Source organism: Alteromonas gracilis, assembly GCF_043642145.1.
Classification (GTDB): Bacteria; Pseudomonadota; Gammaproteobacteria; order Enterobacterales; family Alteromonadaceae; genus Alteromonas; species Alteromonas gracilis_B.
Genome location: NZ_JBHZRZ010000014.1, coordinates 59,198 through 79,386, shown reverse-complemented (window position 1 = coordinate 79,386; position 20,189 = coordinate 59,198). Strand labels below are relative to the sequence as shown.

17 protein-coding genes are annotated in these 20,189 nt (G+C 43.3%); 7 read left to right on the top strand and 10 right to left on the bottom strand.

The window, feature by feature from the left end:
* Positions 1 to 190: 190 nt before the first annotated feature.
* From ACHUFN_RS18775 to ACHUFN_RS18740, 8 genes are all read right to left on the bottom strand, one after another.
* Complete coding sequence (locus tag ACHUFN_RS18775) at positions 191 to 721, bottom strand: acyloxyacyl hydrolase (RefSeq protein WP_394224267.1); 531 nt, start codon at positions 719 to 721, stop codon at positions 191 to 193.
* Between the two features lie 136 nt (positions 722 to 857).
* Positions 858 to 1,688: a hypothetical protein gene (locus tag ACHUFN_RS18770; RefSeq protein ID WP_394224266.1), complete on the bottom strand. Its 831-nt coding sequence runs from the start codon at positions 1,686 to 1,688 to the stop codon at positions 858 to 860.
* A 168-nt stretch (positions 1,689 to 1,856) separates the two neighbouring features.
* Complete coding sequence (locus ACHUFN_RS18765) at positions 1,857 to 4,946, bottom strand: error-prone DNA polymerase (protein WP_394224265.1); 3,090 nt, start codon at positions 4,944 to 4,946, stop codon at positions 1,857 to 1,859.
* 29 nt (positions 4,947 to 4,975) lie between these two features.
* Positions 4,976 to 6,448, bottom strand: a complete 1,473-nt coding sequence (locus tag ACHUFN_RS18760; protein WP_394224264.1) for a Y-family DNA polymerase — start codon at positions 6,446 to 6,448, stop codon at positions 4,976 to 4,978.
* Positions 6,449 to 6,450: 2 nt separating this feature from the next.
* The gene (locus ACHUFN_RS18755) at positions 6,451 to 7,203 is read right to left on the bottom strand and encodes a recombinase RecA (protein ID WP_394224263.1); all 753 of its coding nucleotides are present in this window, start codon (positions 7,201 to 7,203) and stop codon (positions 6,451 to 6,453) included.
* A gap of 303 nt (positions 7,204 to 7,506) precedes the next feature.
* Positions 7,507 to 8,019 carry a hypothetical protein gene (locus tag ACHUFN_RS18750; RefSeq protein ID WP_394224262.1) on the bottom strand — a complete coding sequence of 171 codons (513 nt, stop codon included), beginning with the start codon at positions 8,017 to 8,019 and terminating at the stop codon, positions 7,507 to 7,509.
* Positions 8,020 to 8,021: 2 nt separating this feature from the next.
* On the bottom strand, positions 8,022 to 9,773 hold the full coding sequence (locus ACHUFN_RS18745; RefSeq protein WP_394224261.1) for a DUF885 domain-containing protein: 1,752 nt from the start codon (positions 9,771 to 9,773) through the stop codon (positions 8,022 to 8,024).
* Positions 9,774 to 9,811: 38 nt separating this feature from the next.
* Positions 9,812 to 10,147: a DUF1820 family protein gene (locus tag ACHUFN_RS18740; RefSeq protein ID WP_394224260.1), complete on the bottom strand. Its 336-nt coding sequence runs from the start codon at positions 10,145 to 10,147 to the stop codon at positions 9,812 to 9,814.
* 179 nt (positions 10,148 to 10,326) lie between these two features.
* Between ACHUFN_RS18740 and ACHUFN_RS18735 the strand changes: the two genes are divergently transcribed.
* On the top strand, positions 10,327 to 11,964 hold the full coding sequence (locus ACHUFN_RS18735; RefSeq protein WP_394224259.1) for a M28 family metallopeptidase: 1,638 nt from the start codon (positions 10,327 to 10,329) through the stop codon (positions 11,962 to 11,964).
* A 310-nt stretch (positions 11,965 to 12,274) separates the two neighbouring features.
* The gene (locus tag ACHUFN_RS18730) at positions 12,275 to 13,111 is read left to right on the top strand and encodes a glycosyltransferase (protein WP_394224258.1); all 837 of its coding nucleotides are present in this window, start codon (positions 12,275 to 12,277) and stop codon (positions 13,109 to 13,111) included.
* Between the two features lie 132 nt (positions 13,112 to 13,243).
* Here the strand turns inward: ACHUFN_RS18730 and slmA are convergent, their stop codons facing one another.
* Both slmA and coaBC read right to left on the bottom strand, forming a co-directional pair.
* Positions 13,244 to 13,831, bottom strand: a complete 588-nt coding sequence (gene slmA / locus ACHUFN_RS18725) for a nucleoid occlusion factor SlmA (protein WP_159579980.1) — start codon at positions 13,829 to 13,831, stop codon at positions 13,244 to 13,246.
* Between the two features lie 115 nt (positions 13,832 to 13,946).
* Positions 13,947 to 15,176: a bifunctional phosphopantothenoylcysteine decarboxylase/phosphopantothenate--cysteine ligase CoaBC gene (gene coaBC, locus ACHUFN_RS18720; protein WP_394224257.1), complete on the bottom strand. Its 1,230-nt coding sequence runs from the start codon at positions 15,174 to 15,176 to the stop codon at positions 13,947 to 13,949.
* Between the two features lie 203 nt (positions 15,177 to 15,379).
* On the opposite strand from coaBC, the gene radC reads away from it, so the two are divergent.
* The 5 genes from radC to ACHUFN_RS18695 all read left to right on the top strand — a co-directional run bounded on the left by radC (position 15,380) and on the right by ACHUFN_RS18695 (position 20,120).
* Positions 15,380 to 16,057 carry a RadC family protein gene (gene radC / locus ACHUFN_RS18715; protein ID WP_394224256.1) on the top strand — a complete coding sequence of 226 codons (678 nt, stop codon included), beginning with the start codon at positions 15,380 to 15,382 and terminating at the stop codon, positions 16,055 to 16,057.
* 93 nt (positions 16,058 to 16,150) lie between these two features.
* Positions 16,151 to 16,489, top strand: a complete 339-nt coding sequence (locus tag ACHUFN_RS18710) for a hypothetical protein (protein WP_394224255.1) — start codon at positions 16,151 to 16,153, stop codon at positions 16,487 to 16,489.
* A 93-nt stretch (positions 16,490 to 16,582) separates the two neighbouring features.
* Positions 16,583 to 17,272, top strand: a complete 690-nt coding sequence (locus tag ACHUFN_RS18705; protein WP_394224254.1) for a YjbF family lipoprotein — start codon at positions 16,583 to 16,585, stop codon at positions 17,270 to 17,272.
* Positions 17,272 to 18,021, top strand: coding sequence for a capsule biosynthesis GfcC family protein (locus tag ACHUFN_RS18700; protein ID WP_394224253.1), 750 nt, complete (start codon positions 17,272 to 17,274; stop codon positions 18,019 to 18,021). The genes ACHUFN_RS18705 and ACHUFN_RS18700 overlap by 1 nt, the downstream gene beginning before the upstream one ends.
* Entirely contained in the window at positions 18,018 to 20,120 is a 2,103-nt protein-coding gene (locus ACHUFN_RS18695; RefSeq protein WP_394224252.1) for a YjbH domain-containing protein, read from the top strand. The genes ACHUFN_RS18700 and ACHUFN_RS18695 overlap by 4 nt, the downstream gene beginning before the upstream one ends.
* Positions 20,121 to 20,189: the final 69 nt, after the last annotated feature.

Sequence of the window (20,189 nt, the reverse complement as noted above, 5' to 3'; positions counted from 1 at the left end):
ACGTCATGAATGTTCCATCTTTTTTTATCTGCCTAATATCACTATATTATTTGTGGGGATACCTCAGGGTCAGAGTAGATTAGATTCCAGCGGCTACACGCCGTCTTCTCCTAACTACGAAATTAGAGTCAGAGTACTTTAATTTCCCAGCTGGACGTCTAATCTGATAAATGTACTCTGACCCCAGTTTTTAAAAGTGATAGGCGTATGACAAGTTCATAAAGTCTAGGCCTGGATTATCATTGTTAAACCCACCGTTTGAGAAATGCATGTAACGAAGCGCAACGTGCTGCTTTTTATCTATTTCTACAAATACACCCAACCTATCTTCAAACTGGTAGTTCGAACCAATGTCTTTTCCTGCGACTTCCTGCTCACCTATATAACTAGCGCCTATACCCGCTTCTATGTACAAAGGATATTTATCGTAAAGTGTAGTTACTTGCTTCATAAAAACAGGTGTTAAAGACGCAGCGTAGCTTGTACTGTGTGTGTCGTCTTCACCGTATTCCCACACCACTGCGCTCACTTCCCAATACAGTTTAATATCGCCGAACCATTGAGTTGTCAGCGTTTGTTCAAAAGGTCTGTACGCGAAGCGCATTCCGTCAATATCATCGAACCCATGCATGTAGTCTACGCTGACGCTTTGTTTCGCTTGTGCGCTAGTCGCGCTGAAAATAATGAATAAAGAAAATAAAAGTAGTGATACCTGTTTCATATTTGCTCCTTGATCTGGTTATCAACAAGCAAAAAATTTTCCAATTACAAAAAGACAGGATTTTCAGTTGGTTAATAAATATTGAGATAAAGGAGTTCGGTCTTTAAGGCGTAATTTACTGAGTTTAAGGAAGCTTTTACATAGGAGCCCAGCGAGTATCCTCGCTAACGCCCTGTTCTTGCATTAAACGATTTATCAGGTGTTGTGTATTTTCAATACCGTACTCTGCTTTGATCTTATCTACTGCTTCTGACTGGGAAAGTAAAAAAGCGTTGAGTTCGGCAATAATATTGGGGTATTTCAAGGTAGATAATGAAAATGACACTGTATTGTGAGGCAACGTCAAATCAGCGCTAAACTGCCCCATTTGTGGAAATTGACGGATAAAGTACCGTGCTGCGTTGTATTCGACATCTATGGCGTCTACTTCATTATCTTGAAGAAGTGTGAGCCCCCCATAAATGCTATTTACACCTACGACTTCTACTGTGCCTGCTCTAATTTGACTTTCCCACTTTACCGGTGAAAAACCATCTGGTGTGGCAAGTGTTGATATATGCTCAACTCCCCTACCTAAGTTGTTCGTTTTAACCAAAGTCACAGCGAACGTTTCTGTCAACGGCTCAGAGTAAACCTTATTAAAGCTTTGGGTTACTTGATCATGCCAACGAGGATTATCGGGGAAAACAAAATCTACATTGCCTTTTTTCAATTCAATTTGAAGGCGTTTAACAGGCATACTTAAGTAAATGAAGCGATGCCCGCTCTGTTTTGAGAAAGCCTCAAGAATGGCCCATCCAAGACCTTTCTCATGCTTAGATGAAAAATTATAAAAGGGGTAATACTCAATATTTTGAGCACCTACAATATAGGTTTCAGCGTACGCGAACGGTCTAATCGCGGCAAACATGAATAGTAACGCCGCAGCTTTAACAATGCGTTTCGCCTTATTTCCGTACCTCTTCAATGTTTAATCCTTGTTCTCACATGCGCTTTTAAACAATAAATTGAAAGAACTATGTCATACCTCATTTTTATATTATCAAGTTATTTAGTGTTTGAGGATATGAAATAGCTACTAAGGGCTAGCTTGTTATACGAAAAGATAAGAGAGATGGTGCAAGAATAAATACCTTCAGTGAAAGTCCCTTGAATGCAGCGACAGGCTTTTTAGCCAAGAAGTACGATCAATAAGCTTTCCTGCTATGATATGAATAACGCCCTCCTTAGAGCGTTCGATAATGCCATTTACCTGTAAAAGTTTCGCTTTTAAAAAGGTTTGTTGCTGAGCCCGCGCTGTGGCTTGCCATACAACAACGTTCATATTGCCTATGTCATCTTCTAAGGTTAGAAAGGTGACGCCTGCGGCAGTGCCGGGGGCTTGACGGCCTGTTACAGCGCCAAGCACTTTTACCACAGACTTATGCTTCTTGTTTTTAAGTGTATCAGACCAGCTAATGTCCTTAAGTTTATGTTGCTTCTTAAGCAGTGTAATAGGGTGATTATTTACCGATAAGCCTGTCGATGCATAGTCTTCAAGTAAGTTTTCTGCGTCAGACGGTGTAGCTTCAAGTACAGCACTATTTTTATCTGCATAAAAGTCGTCGGTATCAAAAAGCGGTAAGCGTGTTTGCGTATCCATTATTCGCCAGCGTGTTTCATAGCGATTGCCAGAAATAGTACGAAGCGCGTCAGCGCTAGCCAGTGCCTCCAGCTCGTTACTTTTAAGCGAAAGCTGCTGTAACTGCTCTACATTGGTGTAGCCTTTGTCTAAGCGATTTTCCACAATAAGCTCAGCCGACGCTTCACTTAAGCCTTTAATAAGCTTAAGACCAAGCTGTATGTACTTTTCTTGACCTTGTATTACTAGAGTGTGTTCAGTGTTTGACTGATTAACACAAGGTGCCTCTACGCGTATATGATGGCGCTTAGCATCTTGAACTAACTGGGAGGGTGAGTAAAAACCCATGGGCCAGCTATTTAAAAGTGCCACGTAAAATTCGGCGGGAAAGTAAAACTTCAGCCAGCAAGACACGTAAGCTAACACCGCAAACGACGCTGAGTGTGATTCAGGAAAGCCGTAACCGGCAAAACCTTTAATTTGTTCAAACAAGTTGTGGGCGAACGTATTATCATAACCTTTGTCGGTCATTCCCTTAATGAGCTTATCTCTGAACTCAAAAATTCTGCCGTCTTTTTTCCAGCTAGCCATAGCCCGGCGTAGCTGGTCGGCTTCACCGCCACTAAAGCCCGCTGCAACCATAGCCAGCTGAATCACTTGCTCTTGAAAGATAGGTACGCCCATAGTGCGAGACAGGACTTTCTCGACATCTTTAGATGGGTAGCTAATGGTTTCGTTGCCGTGTCGACGTATCAAATAAGGGTGAACCATATCGCCTTGAATCGGTCCTGGCCGTACAATGGCTATTTGTACGACCAAATCGTAATAGCGACGTGGCTTAAGCCTTGGCAGCATGGACATCTGAGCTCGTGACTCTATTTGAAAAACGCCGACGGTATCTGCCCTGCAAATCATATCGAAAACCTGTTTATCATCCCCGAGCTTGGTGATAAATGGAATGCTGGTTTCAATAGGATACTGCTTATTGATAAGAGAAAATGCACGACGAATTGCGCTTAACATTCCCAATGCCAATACATCGACTTTCAATAAACCTAACGTTTCAATGTCGTCCTTATCCCATTGAATAATAGTGCGGGCTTCCATTGCTGCATTTTCAACAGGCACTAGGTCGTACAGCGGCCCTGCGCTAATAACAAAACCGCCCACATGCTGCGATAAATGACGAGGCGTACCCAATAAGGCTTCGGTCAGGGTAATTAATTGCTGTACTTTAGGCTCTTCGGGGTTTAAGCTAAGCTCTGCCAGCTGAGACTTCCACGGAATAACGCTGTCCCGCCGATTAATTTGCTTTACCACAAAATCAAGCTGCGACTCGCTAAAGCCCAGCGCTTTGCCCACATCTTTAAATGCCGATTTAAAGCGATAGCAAATAACTGTCGCGGCGATAGCGGTTCTTTCCCTGCCATATTTTTGATAAATGTATTGGATGATCTCTTCGCGACGTTGATGCTCGAAGTCTACGTCAATGTCGGGCGGTTCGTTACGCTCTTTAGAGATAAAACGCTCGAACAGCACGCTTATTTGCCTAGGGTCGACCGCCGTTATTTCTAGGCAATAACACACCACAGAATTGGCTGCAGAGCCACGCCCTTGGTACAAGATGCGCTGTTGTTTGGCAAATTGCACAATGTCGTAAATGGTCAAGAAGAAGTACTCATACTCTTGCTCGGCAATCAGTTTCAGTTCCTTTTCTATGGTGTGGCGGATATCAGGAGTAATGCCTTCAGGAAAGCGCACTTTTATGCCGGCTTCTACGCGCTCCCGTAAATAAGACGTAGGCGTGTATCCTTCAGGTACAAGCTCTGCAGGGTAGTGGTAGCGTAGCTCTTCTAAAGAAAAGGTGAATAGGTGGGCAAGGGCGTTGGTATTGGCTATCCATTTTTCAGGGTAAAGCTTTTTAATTTTTTGAGTGGTGCGCAGGCTACGCTCTGCATTACTCAAAGCACCCCGTCCTATTTTATCTACGCTGGTGTGCACTTTGGTGGCATGCAACACATGTTGAAGGGGGAGTCTGTCAGCGTGATGCATTAATACGCCAGTACAGGCAACAACAGAGAAAGGGTAGGCAGATTGCAGGTTGTTATAATGTGCAAACCTGTGATGATCGCGCCCGTCTAGTAAACGTTGAGCCCCAATGTAGGCATCAATGCTGGAGTGTTTTTGAAGCCAGTCAGCCCAGTGTTTGTCTTGCGTGTCTTTTCCGCTTGGAAGCCAAATGAATTTGCAATGGCGAATAGTACGCAAATCCCATTCGGCCAGTTGATATTCACCTTTTTCAGAGCGACGCCTCGCGTTAGTAATAATACGACATAGCTCACTGTAAGCGGCTTTATTTGGGCACAGTAATACGAAAGATAAGGTGTTATCAAATACAAAGTAACTACCAACAATAAGCTTAATAGGTAACCCTTGATGTTTTATTTCATCGAAAGCACGCACCACACCGGCTACTGAACACTCATCGGTAATAGCGAGCGCGTCATAACCAAGAAAAGAGGCGGTAGTAACAAGTTCGGCAGGTGAAGACGCCCCGCAAAGAAAGCTATAGTTGCTTTGGCAAAATAGTTCGCTGTACTTCATGGTATCGCGTTTACCTTAACCATATACGCTCAACAAAAAAGACCCTGAACCCACCACTGGCTCGCTTCATCTTTAAATACCAAAAGCCTCACGCTTTGCTCGGTTTGGGCAATAAAGTAATCCCGTTTTGTTGGGCTGTCATGCCACCACTCGCTGTGTAATCGCACAGGGCCAAAGCAAATCTGGGTCGCCTGAACAAGCGGTTTAGGTGCATCAAAAGTAAAGGTGGGCGTAATGTCACTGGCATAAGCATCATCGCTGGTGCTCGGTTCTGTTACCGTCATATATTCAAATTGATGGCTGTCGGCTGCACAAGGCTGAAACGTACTGTTATCGCCTAGCTTAGCGTTTAAGCGGCCAATTAATTGCTTTTGTGCAACGTCATTAAACCTATCGCTAAAAAAGTCGCCATTCTGGCTGTCAATTTCTTCAAACTGCTTACAGGTAAGCCCGATGGCTGTGGCAGGTTCTGGTAATTCAATGTTCTCAGTCTTAAGCGTAAACAACGGCAGCCAGCTTTTTACTGAAGACTGAGGAAGCGCCGAGTGAATGTTAATATCCATAATCGGTGCTTCTCTAAAGTGAATATGTACGCTGATGCTAGATGTATATAAATTCCTCGCCCGCAGGTAGTGAGATAAATGCTCAAACTGCTGAGTAACAAAAGGCGTTAAGTGCTGCGTGTTTTCTATATCAAAGGGTAACAGCATAAAGTTATCGAAGTGCTCTAAAGGCCTAAACAGCGTGACGCGCGGAAAAGTTTCTCCTCTAAGTGCAGTAAGATAGCTAATGGTGTTATTGTCAAAGCGCCGCCCCAGCTCTTGTACTGGCATGCTCAATAGCTGATGCACGCGCGAAACGCCCACTCTTGCTAACGACTCAATAACTTTCGAAGCCAGTGCGGTAATAGAAAGCGGGCATGTGCTTAGCGCTTTTTTTATAGCATCTGATGTATCTAGGTAAGTGCTGTGTTTTTGAAGCGCGAGTACCTTTGCTGCCTCTACTGTCCATGCCGTACCGAAATGATATTTAACCTTGGCCTCTGATAAAGCTTGAGTGAGGGTTTTCCAAAGGGGGGCATGTCCGCCATAGTAATGGGTTAGGTTATCTAGTCTGATAGCTAATCCACTTAAACCGTTTAAGTTAGTTTGGGTATCTAGCACAATGTCAGACGCTAGCGGATAAAGCCGATGAGCCAACTGGGTCAACATATGCTTTTCGGCATCTTCACTGAAAGGCAAAATGTGCACATACGGGCACAGTGCCGCCGCTTGAGCTAAACCGTGTCCAACCTCAATACCTTCTTTTTTCGCAACATCATTACACTGGGTAATCTTGTTCGTTTTACTGCAGTACACCGCAACAGGCGTATTACACGATAACGAGGAATACTTGTTATTAGCCCCGCTCTTAGTTTCTTGGTCATAAACCACCTTACTTCTAGCCGCTTTGTTATGGGCGTCTAAGGTAAGTTGGTAGCAGTGAATATAGGCCCACAGCATAATTAGCTCACAGAATGTAATGCCTGTTTGGAAAGGGTGTTATGCGCCATGGCCCATTTAATGGCGTGATTGTCGGGCGTCCATGTATGTGAAATAACAATGTTATCTTTCGGCCAGCCATGACGCTGTTTACGTATGTTTACCGACACGGCATGAGCCTTGCCCTGCAGCGAGATATCCAAAGTAATTGGCAATGAATTATCACTTTGCTTTGTCATGCTATCTTGTAAATCGCTACTGCGGCTTGCCTCTGAATAACTTGATTGTGACGCGAGCTGTTGAGGCGGAGTGTATAGCAAGCACAGCGCGTCGTTATGGGTTGCTGCTACCTGTAAGCGTCGGGCTTCTTTTGGGTTTATCGTGTTATTCCACAGCACTACGCAATGACAGGCCGTGCTTTTTAAGCATTGCTCAGCGGCCCACAGCGACTCTTGCTCGGTACGTGTTTTTACTACCAGTACTTGTTGTGACTTAAGCCCCAAGTTTTCTAGCCAAGGTGACTGTAACAACCCTGGGGGGTTAATAAATACCACCAATTTGTGCGTGCGATGTTGGCAGATAACGCGCTTAAAAAGTGAAAGTTCACCTACACCAGTTAGCGATGAGATACGCACGAGCCCGGTAGAGGCAACACCACCATTGAGTGCTTTATCCAGACGCGGGAAGCCCAGTGAAAATTTTGTTTCACTTTGCTTCTGTTCTCTGGCCCGCCAAATATGCGGGTGGTTGTTAAGCACTGATAGCGATTTATTCATGGCATTCAAAATAAACTGTATTTTTATACAGTATTATAGTGCAGCAATAACCCTTTTCAAGACAAAAGGTTTTCGCCTTGTCGCTTTAGAGGCTAACTTACTGATTAGTTTGAAAAGGTAAAAGATTAAACTTTTAGTATGAAGGAAGGAGCTGCTGGGATGGCTAAGCTTTGTAATATATTCAAAAGCAGAAGCTTTAGGGCCTGTATCGCTCTGGAGTACAGTAGCTATCTACAGGCCTTAATACTTAGATAACGCACAAAATAACGTTAACTAAAAAGTGAAATGATAAAGTGAGCGCCGCTAGCTTTCAGGTGACGGTTCTTGTTGAGATTTAACCGTAGTGCCACTTACCGTTGCAGTAACGGCTTGGCAAAAAGCAATAAAACCATCTGCGGTGTTTTTTGACCATACCATGCGTACATTGCTGGGTAATGCTTTCACCACTTCACGAATCTCCTCTAGCGTTACCTCTTCATTTAGCAATGCTTTTTTCAGCGACTCCTCAAATGACATGCCTTTCTCACAACAAGTCATGACAATGTTCGAGAAGTTACGCATAAGTGCATGTAGTGCATTGTACTGTTCTTGGTCTATAAGACGGCTTTTATAGGCGCTTTCAATGCGTGCGGTAAGGTTCTTTTCCAAAGCGTCTGTAACAAGAACGAGATTGCGATAAGCAAAATTAACCTTATTGGTAGATTGTTTGTTTGAATGGCGCGATAGCGTCAGTTCTTTCTGTAGGTTTTGCGCTCGTAGCACGAAGTAAATTAAAAACAGGATAAGTAATCCAATAACACCAAATGCAACGATCATGTTTATTGTGCCTTTTGTTCTTCGATAAATGTATTGATATGCTGCTCTAAAATGAACAGTGGAACAGAGCCGTTTTCTAACACAGCGCGATGGAATTTACGCACGTCAAAACGCTCCCCTAATGCAGACTCTGCTTTTTTGCGTAGGGCTTTAATTTTAATTTCGCCAATTTTATAAGACAGCGCTTGCGCTGGCCATGAAATATAGCGGTCTATTTCGGTATTTACGTTGTGCTCTGAAAGCGCGGTGTTTTCCATCATATAGTCCACCGCTTGCTGACGGCTCCACCCCATAGTGTGCATACCCGTATCAACAACAAGGCGACACGCGCGCCACATTTCATAGCTTAAGCGACCAAAGTTGTCGTACGGCGTTTCATAAATGCCCGCTTCAATGCCTAAAAACTCAGAATACAGCCCCCAGCCTTCACCAAACGCTGAGATATACGTGTTGCGACGTACCATAGGTAAATCTTCAAGTTCTGAGGCAAGCGAAATTTGAAGGTGATGTCCAGGAACGGCTTCGTGTAACGTCAGTGCAGGCAGGGCATATAGTGGTCGCTTATCAAGGGCATAGGTGTTTACCCAGTAATATCCTGGCTGATCATCGCGGCTAGGGTGAATGTAACGGCCCGTTGTATATTTCGGTGCGATAGCGTCAGGTACAGGGGCAACACCGTAAGGCGTTCTTGGCAAATACTCAAAAAGAGAAGGAAGCTTGGCGTCCATTTTCTTTGCAATGAACGACGCTTCTTTTAGTAAATCTTCAGCGCTGGTGGCATAAAATTGCGGATCTTCACGCAAAAACGCAATGAATTCGTTAATATCGCCGTCAAAGCCAAGCTCATCAACAATTTGCTGCATTTGCGCGCGAATGCGCTTTACTTCTGACAGCCCTAAATCATGGATTTCCTGAGGTGTCATATCTGTAGTGGTGTAATGCTTTGCTCTGTTAGCGTAATACGCCACACCATCAGGCCAGTTATTGGCCGCAATATCTTCTCGTGCTTGAGGTATATATTCATTCACCATGAAGTCGTAAAACATTTGATAGGCAGGCAGTACGCTGGTGCGTACTGCAGCTTTACCTTTTTCAGTTAGCGACGATTTTTGCTCGGCGGTAAAGTACTCAGGAAAGCGAGTAAAGGGGGAATAAAAGCCGCTATCCTCTGTATTTTCAACAATGTAGGAGGTAACGGAATCTTCGAACCCTTTCAGTACCACTTTAGGCTGTGTGTAACCTTCTTTTAGGGCTTGCTTCATGTAAGCAATTTGCTGCTCGAAATAAGGCTTTAATGCGTTTAAACGGCTAATGTAGGCGTGATAATCTTCAACGCGCTTAAAGGTAGACAAGTTAGGGAGAGACGCCATCGCGCCGTGAAAACCGTACTCCGAGTTGATGGGAATCAAATGTGCGCGGTAGGTGTATTCATCTACATAGTTGGCTAAACGATATTGTTGCATCAGCAACGCAATATAGGCGTCAGTAGAGATAGTGTCTTTTTCATATTGACCTAACGCTTTTTGATACGCACGCCACTGCGCATTTTGTGCTTTAAGTGCCTCTGGAGAAATGTCCGGCAAAATATGAGCAAGTGATGTATCGCCTTCACGGGATGCTAGCAAAGGAGAAACAGAAAGCTCGTATTGCCAAATCTCATCAAGCAGTTGATACAAGCTGTCATCATTAAGGGCTTTCGCAGATGAGCCAATGCTGCAAATCAGTAGTAATCCTGCTAAAAAATAGCGATACATAGGGGTCTCCGGTAACCTTCGCCGGGCATACTCGGTGGTTACTCTTTCGTTGGTGTATATATTGGACTAGGGAATGCGGTTACTTTATCAGATTTATTTTCCAATTTAGTAATTTTGGCCGAACCTTTTTTATTTACCGCGTCAATGCGTAATACGTTATGCATAGGAACGTAAGTTTTTGTTACTTCAGAAAATTCGGTTTTCAGCCTCTCATGGCTAGGGTCTACAACAACACTGGTATGGGTATCCCAAACAAAGTCACCAATTTCGATAAAACCAAATAAGGAGCCCTGAGTCAGGGTTTTAACGTAAAGTTCGTAACGTTCTCCATTACTGATGAACTGAACGCGGTAAAGAATATCGTCTTTTGACATAGCGGCTGCTCTTCGCTAAAGAATATAGAAAAATCGTAAAACAAAGTGGTGTTTTAAGCTGACAATTTTACCCTGCTCCTAAAATGCGAGCAACGGCAGTAAACGCATGGTAGTTTAATGGTATTCATCCTATTAACTGCGTTACCATAATGCACACTTAGTTATACGGTGAAATTAGAATGATAAAAAAACTCCTTATAGGTGGTGCGGTGACAGCAATGACGTTTGCTGCCACAGCACATACCCATGTATCGACAGATAATGCTTTTGACCCTGATACACAGCGAATTAAATCGCACCTGTTTTTCTTAGCAGACGATTTACTAGAAGGCCGGGATACGGGCTCTCGCGGCCATGAAATTGCGGCGCTTTATATTGCTACTGAATTTGCCAAATACGGGTTAACGCCTGCGGGTACTGATGGCTACATACAAAACGTCGCGTTTCGCAAAGCCAACTTGGTTCAAGAGTCACCTAAGTTTACTTTCACTCAAGATGGTGAAACAGTAGATTTCAACTACCCAAAAGAGTACTTAGCAAGTCCGAGTTTGCTTAATATTGATGCCAATGTAAAAGGCGAAATGGTGTTTGTAGGCTATGGTATTGTGGCTGACGAGCTGTCACACAACGACTATAAAGATATCGACGTTGAAGGCAAAATTGTTGTTACGCTTGCTGGTAAGCCAAGTGATTTCCCGTCGGAAGAGGGCGCCCATTTCGCGTCTGGCTATCAAAAGCAAAAGTATGCAGTAGACAATGGCGCTATTGGCATGATCACTATTACCACACCTAAAAATGAAAAGGTGCGCCCTTATCAAAGCCGTTTGAACTACATTCATACACCGCGTATGGCGTGGTTAGACGACAACGGTCAGCCAGCGAACAGTTTTGCACAGTTAAAAGGTGGCGCTTACATGAGTGAAGGTGCTGCACGTAAGTTATTTAAGGGTGCAGAAAAAAGCCTTGATGAGGTTTATGCACAGCTTGAAGCTGACAAAGTACCGCAAGGCTTTGCACTAAACGGCGTGGTTGATATCAGTAAAAAAAGTGTTCACGACACCATTACAAGCCCTAATGTTGTAGGTGTACTTGAAGGTTCAGACCCAGAGCTTAAAAACGAGTATGTGGTTTTCTCTGCCCACTCTGATCACATCGGCTTTGCCAAAACGGTGAAAAAAGACAACATCAACAACGGTGCAATGGACAATGCGTCAGGTACGTCAGTGATGTTAGAAACTGCACGCTTATTTAGCGAAATGAAAGAAAAGCCTAAGCGCTCAATTCTCTTTGTGTCGGTAACCGGTGAAGAAAAAGGCTTACTTGGTGCGGACTATTTCGCCCGTAATCCAACCGTACCTGTGACTTCAATGGTCGCTAACGTAAACCTAGATATGCCAATTTTGACCTACGAGTTTGCAGACGTTATTGCCTTTGGTGCGAATCACAGCGACTTGCAAGACTCAGTGGAAAAAGCCGCAGCCAATGCTGATATTGAGCTAAGCCCAGATCCATGGCCTGAGCAGGCGCTATTCACTCGCTCAGACCACTATGCGTTTGTAAAACAAGGCGTACCTTCGGTGTTTATGGTACCTGGTCTTAAATCAAAAGATCCAAACGTAGATGGCAGTAAGGTATTTGGTCAGTTCTTATCGACCCATTATCACAAGCCAAGCGATGATATTAACCAGCCATTCAACTGGAATGCTGCGGAAACGTTCACTCGCGTTAATGCGCAAATTGGATGGACGCTCGCTAACCAAGAAAACAAACCAAAGTGGAACCACGGTGACTTCTTCGGTAACACGTTTAGTAAGTAGTTATTACTAAATCGACATTAAAAAGCAGCATCTCTATGCTGCTTTTTTTATATATGCGAACTGGTATAAGTACTTCCTTTAACAATCACTATTATTGAACTAAATGAATCTTCCATTTTCTATTACCGTTAGACTGTAAACGTAGAAATTGGCCCAAGCTTCACATTGTTAGCGTGTTATAAGTCATTAAGAGTTTTGGCTCGCTTGCACCTAATAATTATTGGTACTCTATAAGCGTATTACATGGAATTTTTAAGATTGAACAATCAAGTTGTAAAAAATATCTTCTCAATTTTTTATTGGCATCATTATGTTTCAGCACTTTATATTGACTCGTTTTAATCTTAGGAAAAAAGGTTGGGACGAGACCAAGTCTCAGTCTAAAGTTTTAACAGACAGTTGGATGGAAAATAGACTAAAACTGTTTGAACAGTATTGTTATTCTTCTATAAAAGCGCAAACTGAAAAGAACTTTGAGTGGTTAGTATTTTTCGATACAAACACGCCATCAATTTTTCGTGAGAAAATTAGCGAGTTATCATCGAAATTTGCTAATTTTGTACCTGTTTATGCAGACGGTATGGAAAACTTCTATCCGTCAATCACCAGAGAAATAAAGTCTAGGCTAACAGCACCTTACCTCATAACTACGCGTTTAGATAACGACGACAGCCTTCATCAAGACTTCGTGAAAGAAGTGCACAATCAGTTTTCAGAGCAACAGTTTATGGTCATTGACTTTGTTGACGGTCATACACTGCAAGTGGCGCCACGGGTAAGGTTTGGCAAGCATTCTCATGTTCATAACCCCTTTATGAGCTTAATTGAAAAAAGTGAAAACTTTAAAACCATATGGGTTCAAGAAAGACATGGTTATTGGAGTAGTGTAAAAGAAGTAACGCCTGTTAGAGGAAAAAGAATGTGGATGTCAGTTATCCATATTGAAAACAAGGTAAATGAATACAAGGGCTATGGCAACGTAGAAGAAAGCGCAATTGAACCGTTTAATTTACATCCAGAGGCGCTTGAAAAATTTAAGCTGAACGTAGAAGACCCTAAGTTAAGCACGGCGAATGCTTTTAAACACAAACTAAAAACAAACTGGAAAGTTAATTTTAGGCTAGCTAGAAGAAAGCTATTTTCGTAATCGCGGTATTTAACAAATAAACAGCAACTTAGCTTAACAGAAATACTCACAAAAAAGCCCTCAGTAATTGGTAGTCCAACTCTTGAGGGCTTTTCGTTTAGTGCTTTTGTTACAGCACGACTAGTGCTAGCACTATACAAACATCTGCTTAAACGTCGCCCATTGTTCGTTGAACTGTTCTGTTGGCTTTCGAGTAAACCCACTGCGGATAAAGCCATTTATACGGCCATCAGTGTAGCTAATAAGCATATTTGCAATTATTGCTTCATCGGCAGAAAGGGTCTTCCCTTCGCGTAGCTTGCGTTCTCTTAATACCTGCTTAAGCTGGGTTTCTAAACGCTCAAAAAGTTTTGCAATACGCGCTCGCAAACGGTCTTGCTCACCCATCAAGGCATCGCCATTTAGTATTCGAGTAATACCTGGGTTCTTCTCAGCAAAGCCTAAAATAAGGTGAAGAATAAGCTGACAACGCGTCAGTGAGTCTTTCTCTTCATTCACAATTTTATTGATTCGCGTGAAGAGCGTTTCTTCAATAAATTCGATTAGCCCTTCAAACATACGCGCTTTACTTGGAAAGTGGCGGTAAAGTGCCGCTTCTGACACCCCCACTTTTTCAGCTAATTTAGCAGTAGTGATACGTTGACCTGGGCTGGTTTCTAACATTCCAGCAAGTGCTTGCAGAATTTGCGCTCTGCGATTTGTTTTTTTGACAGCAGGCATGACGAAAGTATTTCCTCCGCTACCGAGTTATAACAACCCGGGCTCCATGTTAAGTTGGCTTACACCAAAGCGTTTATATTTATCGTTTTTATTATCGACACTTAATAAGTATCTGTTAGTTTTTATTGTTTAAAGCGAAACGTTCTGCAATAAGCGCGAGTAGCTGACCTGCCAACTCGTCTTTACTTGTAGCTGGCAGTCGTTTATCGCCATCTTGCCAAATAACATGCAGTGCATTTTTATCGCTGTTAAATCCAAGACCTTCAGTTGTAATGTCGTTAGCCGCAATCATGTCTAGCTTCTTTTTGGCTAACTTTGAACGGGCATAATCTTCCACATTTTGGCTTTCGGCGGCAAAGCCCACACAAAACGGTCGGTCTTGTTTATTGGATATTGTAGCTAGAATATCAGGGTTTTTAACAAAAGTAAGTGTTAACTCATCGCCTGTTTTCTTAATTTTATTGTCGGCAACGCTCACTGCCTTATAATCAGCAACTGCTGCAGTGCTAATAAAGATATTGGTGGTTGAGGTTAGCTTTTCACAGGCAGCCAACATTTCGTCGGCGGTTGTAACATCAATCCGGTGACAGTTAGGCGGCGTTTCAAGTGACACAGGGCCTGCCACTAATGTTACGTTTGCTCCTGCCTCAGCCGCAGCTCGCGCAATGGCAAATCCCATCTTTCCAGAACTGTGATTTGAAATATACCGTACAGGGTCCAAAGGCTCTCTGGTTGGCCCAGCGGTTATTGTTAAATTCTTTCCCGATAATGTTTTTAGCATTGAAGACAGGGATAACGCATTTCTCTCGGTGTCATTTAATACATTAGCGATATCAACAGGCTCTACCATTCGACCTGAACCCACATCGCCACATGCTTGCTCACCACTTGCGGGCCCTATAAAGGTTACACCGTGTTCTTTTAAAATATCGATATTTCGCTTTGTTGCTACCGCTTTCCACATTTGTTGATTCATGGCTGGAGCAATGAACAGCTTAGCCGTTGTTGCTAAATATAATGTCGTGAGTAAATCATCAGCCATGCCATGAGCAAGTTTGGCAATAGTGTTCGCTGTTGCTGGAGCAATAAGTAAAATGTCTGCCCACTTTGCCAGTTCAATGTGCCCCATTGCCGCTTCCGCTGCAGGGTCGAGAAGGTGCTGATGGACTGGGTTTCCTGAAACAGCCTGAAGCGACAGCACGCTAACAAACTCCGCCGCAGAGTCGGTGACAACAACGCGAACGTTTGCACCTAACGCGGTAAGTTTGCGCACAAGATCAGGGGCTTTGTAAGCGGCAATGCCGCCGGTTACACCCAGCAATATATTTTTGTTAGCAATAGACATAAAAGAACACAAAACTTAAAAATTAACGTAAGCCTACCATGGTGGAAAAAAATCGGATAGCTGAACAAAAGTCGATGTCTCTGGCCATACAGAATTTAACCCATTCTAGCTCATGATAGAAAATAAACTCGCCTTTAATACAGTCGTTTAATTAGCTTGCTTTCATTATAAAGACTGTCTAAGTGGGTAGATGGATTAAAAGTATGTCGATAAAAGTGTGGCCAAAAAGCGAGAGGCCAAGAGAAAAGCTATTGCAATACGGAGTAGAGAGTTTAAGTGATGCTGAACTTATCGCCGTATTAATAGGCAAAGGTGTTAAAGGGAAGAACGCGGTTTCTGTGGCGCATGAGCTACTCGATGAATTAGGTTGCTTGCGAGGTGTGGTAACGGCAACGAAAGCACGCTTTTCAAAAGTTACGGGTATTGGGCCATGTAAATTTGCGCAATTTCAGGCGGGGTTTGAGATATTTAAGCGCAATTTGGAAATTAAACTACAGCGCCAAGATGTCTTTAACAATGTGGATGATACGAAGCGCTATTTGCAGGCAAAACTAAGAGACTGTGAAAGAGAAAAGTTTGCGCTTTTAATGCTTGATAGTCAGCATCAGCTTATTGCTTTTCGCACGATGTTTAACGGTACGATCAATAGTGCTGCGGTATATCCGAGGGAATTGATCAAACAGGTAATGATCGATAATGCAGCCGCGATCATTTTAGTTCATAATCACCCTTCAGGTGTTGCTGAGCCCAGCCATGCGGATATACGTTTAACAGCAGAGATCAAAGCTGCTATGGCATCGATCGATGTCCCCGTGCTAGATCATTTTGTCGTGGGAGATAAAGAAACTGTTTCATTCGCACAGCGAGGCTTGCTACCATAATAAAACTAAGTTATTTGTCGATTATAATCTAGTCAAATGATTGAAAATGATTTAGCATAGGATATTAGTGGGTTATTTTTTTAAAGGACTGTTATGAAGAAGTCAATCATTGCATTGTTTGCAGCTGCTACAATGGCAGCAGGTGTTAGTGCTCAACAACAAGATAGCGCAGGCGGTACAAGCGCAGGTGGTATCGGTGGTGTTAGTACTGGTGTTATCGCAACGGGTGTTGTTGCTGTTGGTGTTGTAGCTGGTATTATAAACAACAACAATGCTGATTCATCAGGTGGCGATCCGGTTGAGCCTACTTGTGAAGGCGACGACCAAATCGTTGATGATGTTTGTGTTGGTACAACTATGACGGTTACGGTTTCTGGTTCCCAAACCATCACTGTACCTGTTACTTTTACTTACGCGCCGACCGTACAGTAAATTTAAGAGTATTCGAAAAAGCCGCTTTTTTTAGCGGCTTTTTTATTTTCATAGCAAAATTTATTTGTTTTTAGTTTTTGTCGGCGCTTTTCAATGAAACTACACACTTTATTCGCCCTTTCAGGGGTTGTTTGCCTTTTTCTTGTCGGTTGTTCCACCACTTCGCTTGCATATTACAGTACGCTTAAACTTGCACTGAAAGATAGGTCAGTCAGTTATAGCGTTGAAGAGATTGCGGCGAGTAAAGCCGATCTTATGCAAATTAAGGCGGGTGCAAGAGATACAGCATCTCTAGCGTTAGCCTATATCGATGGTGATAAGTACAAATGGGTATCGGGTGATAAAGTTATATTCACCATGCACCACGGCATTATTGTTAAGACCGAAGGGTTAGATAATGATTTGTTTTACACGGGTAACCTGCAGCACAACCCGCTTGCCACCAACAATGTTCTTCCGTACAGCTGGAAGCGCAAAGTTGATATAGCCTCTATCGGTTACGGGGTGCCAATTGATTCATCTTGGCGAATAGTCGGCGAAGAAACCCGCGAATACCTTGGTTTTTCTGTTCCCGTTATTAAGGTTATAGAGTCTGTAGAATTCTCAGAGTATACCCCATTTATCGATACTGGATTGTCGTGGGAAAATACATATTTCTTGCACAAGCATTCAAAAGAATTACTGGCCTCTAAGCAGCAATTCAGCCCCGAGGGAGACGTGTACGATATGGTTTATTTAAGCCGTGTAGTTCGTGAAATGAAGAAGCTGGGAGCAACGCAATAATGAAGTTTATTTATACGCTTTTTATTGCCTTAGGCCTTGCTACATCAGCAAGTTCATTTGCTGATAATGGCACGGTGAGTGTGATGATAAATAAGCAAACCTATCAATTTGACAGACCTATAAGGCTTTCAAGCGTACTTTCAATCGTTGCAGATAACGGTGATTGGTACTGGCCTGCAGCCTCTGCATTCAATTTAACAAATCCACAAGCAGAGCGTGAAAAAGCAGTAGTATTGTCTGAAATTAAGATGCTTCTTACCAAGTTCGACGAGGACTCAGAGACGCACAAAGCGCTACAAAACCTTCATGAGCAAGTTAGTTTATGGACAGTCTCTACGCGAATAGATATGCCTATTTCTTATAATAGGGCGCGACTGTTTTTTGAAGACAATCCAATGTTTCAAGAGGGCGAATACTGGATTAGATTGAATGGGCGACCGGATGTTGTGCATTTTTCTGGTGCTGTTGTAAAGCCCGGTGCATATAAACATCAAAGCGATACATCAGTGTATAGCGCAGTTCATACGGTAAAAAAGGCAGTTGATGCTGACAGAAGTCATGTTTATGTGATTGACCCAGCAGGGAAAATAGAAGAGAAGGGAATTGCTTACTGGAACTTAGACTTTGCTCAGCTTATGCCGGGTAGTCAGGTTTATGTCCCAATATCTTCAGAACTTTTCAGTAATAAACTTAAGCAACTTAATGAGCGCGTAGCCGCGTTAGCAGTACACAGGGTTTTACCTCAATGAGTGCGCCACTACTTTCAAAGAAAAAAACACTCGCGCTTGTTATTGGAAGCGCACTTTCCTCTTCGGCCTTCGCCGATACCCAAGTTCGCGTCATCCCTTCACAAATGGTGCAGGGTGGAAATGGCCTAATTCAAACGCCAACGGCTCGAATGCGCGAAGAAGGGGGAATGGCCATTAACTACACTGATAATGGTGAGTACCGCTTCTGGTCCGTCAATATTCAGCTCTACGATTGGATGGAAGCTACAGCGCGTTATACCGACGTGCGTACACAGCTATATAGCCAAGTCCCGTCGTTCAGTGGTGACCAAACCCTTAAAGATAAAGGTTTAGACGTTAAGTTTAGATTGTGGGAAGAGAGCTACTACCTACCAGATATCAGCGTTGGCTTTAGAGACTTTGGGGGAACGGGTTTTTTTGAAAGCGAATACGTAAATGCCAGTAAATCCATTGGTCCTTTCGATTTTCACCTTGGACTGGGATGGGGATATCTGGGCACCGCTGACGATATTAAAAACCCATTCTGCGAAATAAGAGACAGCTTCTGTGAACGCCCGGGTGGTTTTTCCGGCCGAGGTGGTAAGGTTGACTACGATCAGTTTTTTAAAGGAACGGCGGCCTTTTTCGGTGGTGTAGAATATCAAACCCCGTGGGAGCCTTTAACGCTAAAACTCGAGTTTGAGGGGAATGACTATTCCCGTGACCGAGCGGGGGTATTAGAGCAAGATTCTCGCTGGAATGTTGGCGCTGTTTATCGCCATGAGAACTTTGACTTCTCGTTGAACTACCAACGTGGCAACACGGTCGGCTTTGGCGTCACTTATCGTTTTAATATGAACACCGCTTCGCAAATAAAATTCGATGATCCACCTAAAAGCCTAATGGGTAGAAACGCGCCGTCTGATGTTAAGGACGTAAATAAGTCACGTCTTTACAATGATCTGTATAGTTCAGCCGGTTTCGTATTGATTGATGCTGAAATAAAAGAAGACAGCGCGACATTCTACGGTACTCAGGTTGCCTATCGCGACCAAGATGAAGCTATAGAAAGAATTGGCCGCGTTGCTGCCTCTGAGCTTCCTGATAGCGTTGAAACGTACCACGTAGTCGATAGCCGTGGAGGTCTTCCACTAGTCGATACTCAGATAGATGCCGAAGCTTTCATCGCCGCTGCGCGTTATGAGTCAGTCGATGCGGATATTACAGAAACGTATGTGAGAACGTCTCCGTCAAAAGAAGTGCTGGATGCTTATGAACCTGAAAGCACATCAGGCTTTTTCTACAGCACAAACTTCTTCTTTACTCAGACTTTCGGTAACCCTGAAGACTTTTATCTGTATCAAACGGGTTTAATGCTAAATGGCGGCTATGCCTTTAACGAAAACTTTTCTTTTATGAGCAGTGCGCGAGTCACGCTTCTTGATAACTTCGACAAGTTTAACTTCTTGGTTGATGGAGAAGAGGTTACCTTACCTCGCGTGCGCACGCGAGTTCGCGAGTACGTAACACAAAATGATGTGTGGCTAGACACCGCCATTTTGCACTACAAAGATAATATTGCAGAAAACGTCTACGGACAGATTTACGCTGGTTATCTAGAGACCATGTTCTCAGGTGTTGGTGGGGAAGTACTATATCGCCCTGTAGATAGTAATGTGGCATACGGTATAGATATTAACTACGTAAAACAACGTGACCCCAACAGCCAAACAGGGTTAGAGGATTACGAGGCAATCACGGGTCACGCTAGCGTATACTGGCAGCCTGAGTTTTTAGATGATACGCAAATTACGTTAAGTGCAGGTCAGTTCTTGGCGAAAGATAAAGGCGTAAATATTGATTACGCGAAGCGCTTCGACAGCGGCATAGTTGTAGGTGCGTTCGCTGCATTTACCGATGTATCGTCTGAGGAATATGGTGAGGGTAGCTTTACTAAAGGCTTCTACATCTCTATACCGACCGATCTGTTCTTGCTTGAACCTACAAAAGGGCGAGGTTTGTTCCCTTGGGTTCCTATTGCTCGTGATGGTGGGCAACTATTGCGTCGACCTTCTCGTTTAATTGATTTAACGGAGCCAAGGTCACCGTTCTATGATTAGGTAATAAGGCTTAATTAAAGGCGGTATTTATTAATTAAAAAAGGGAGCCACTTCAACACGGCTCCCTTT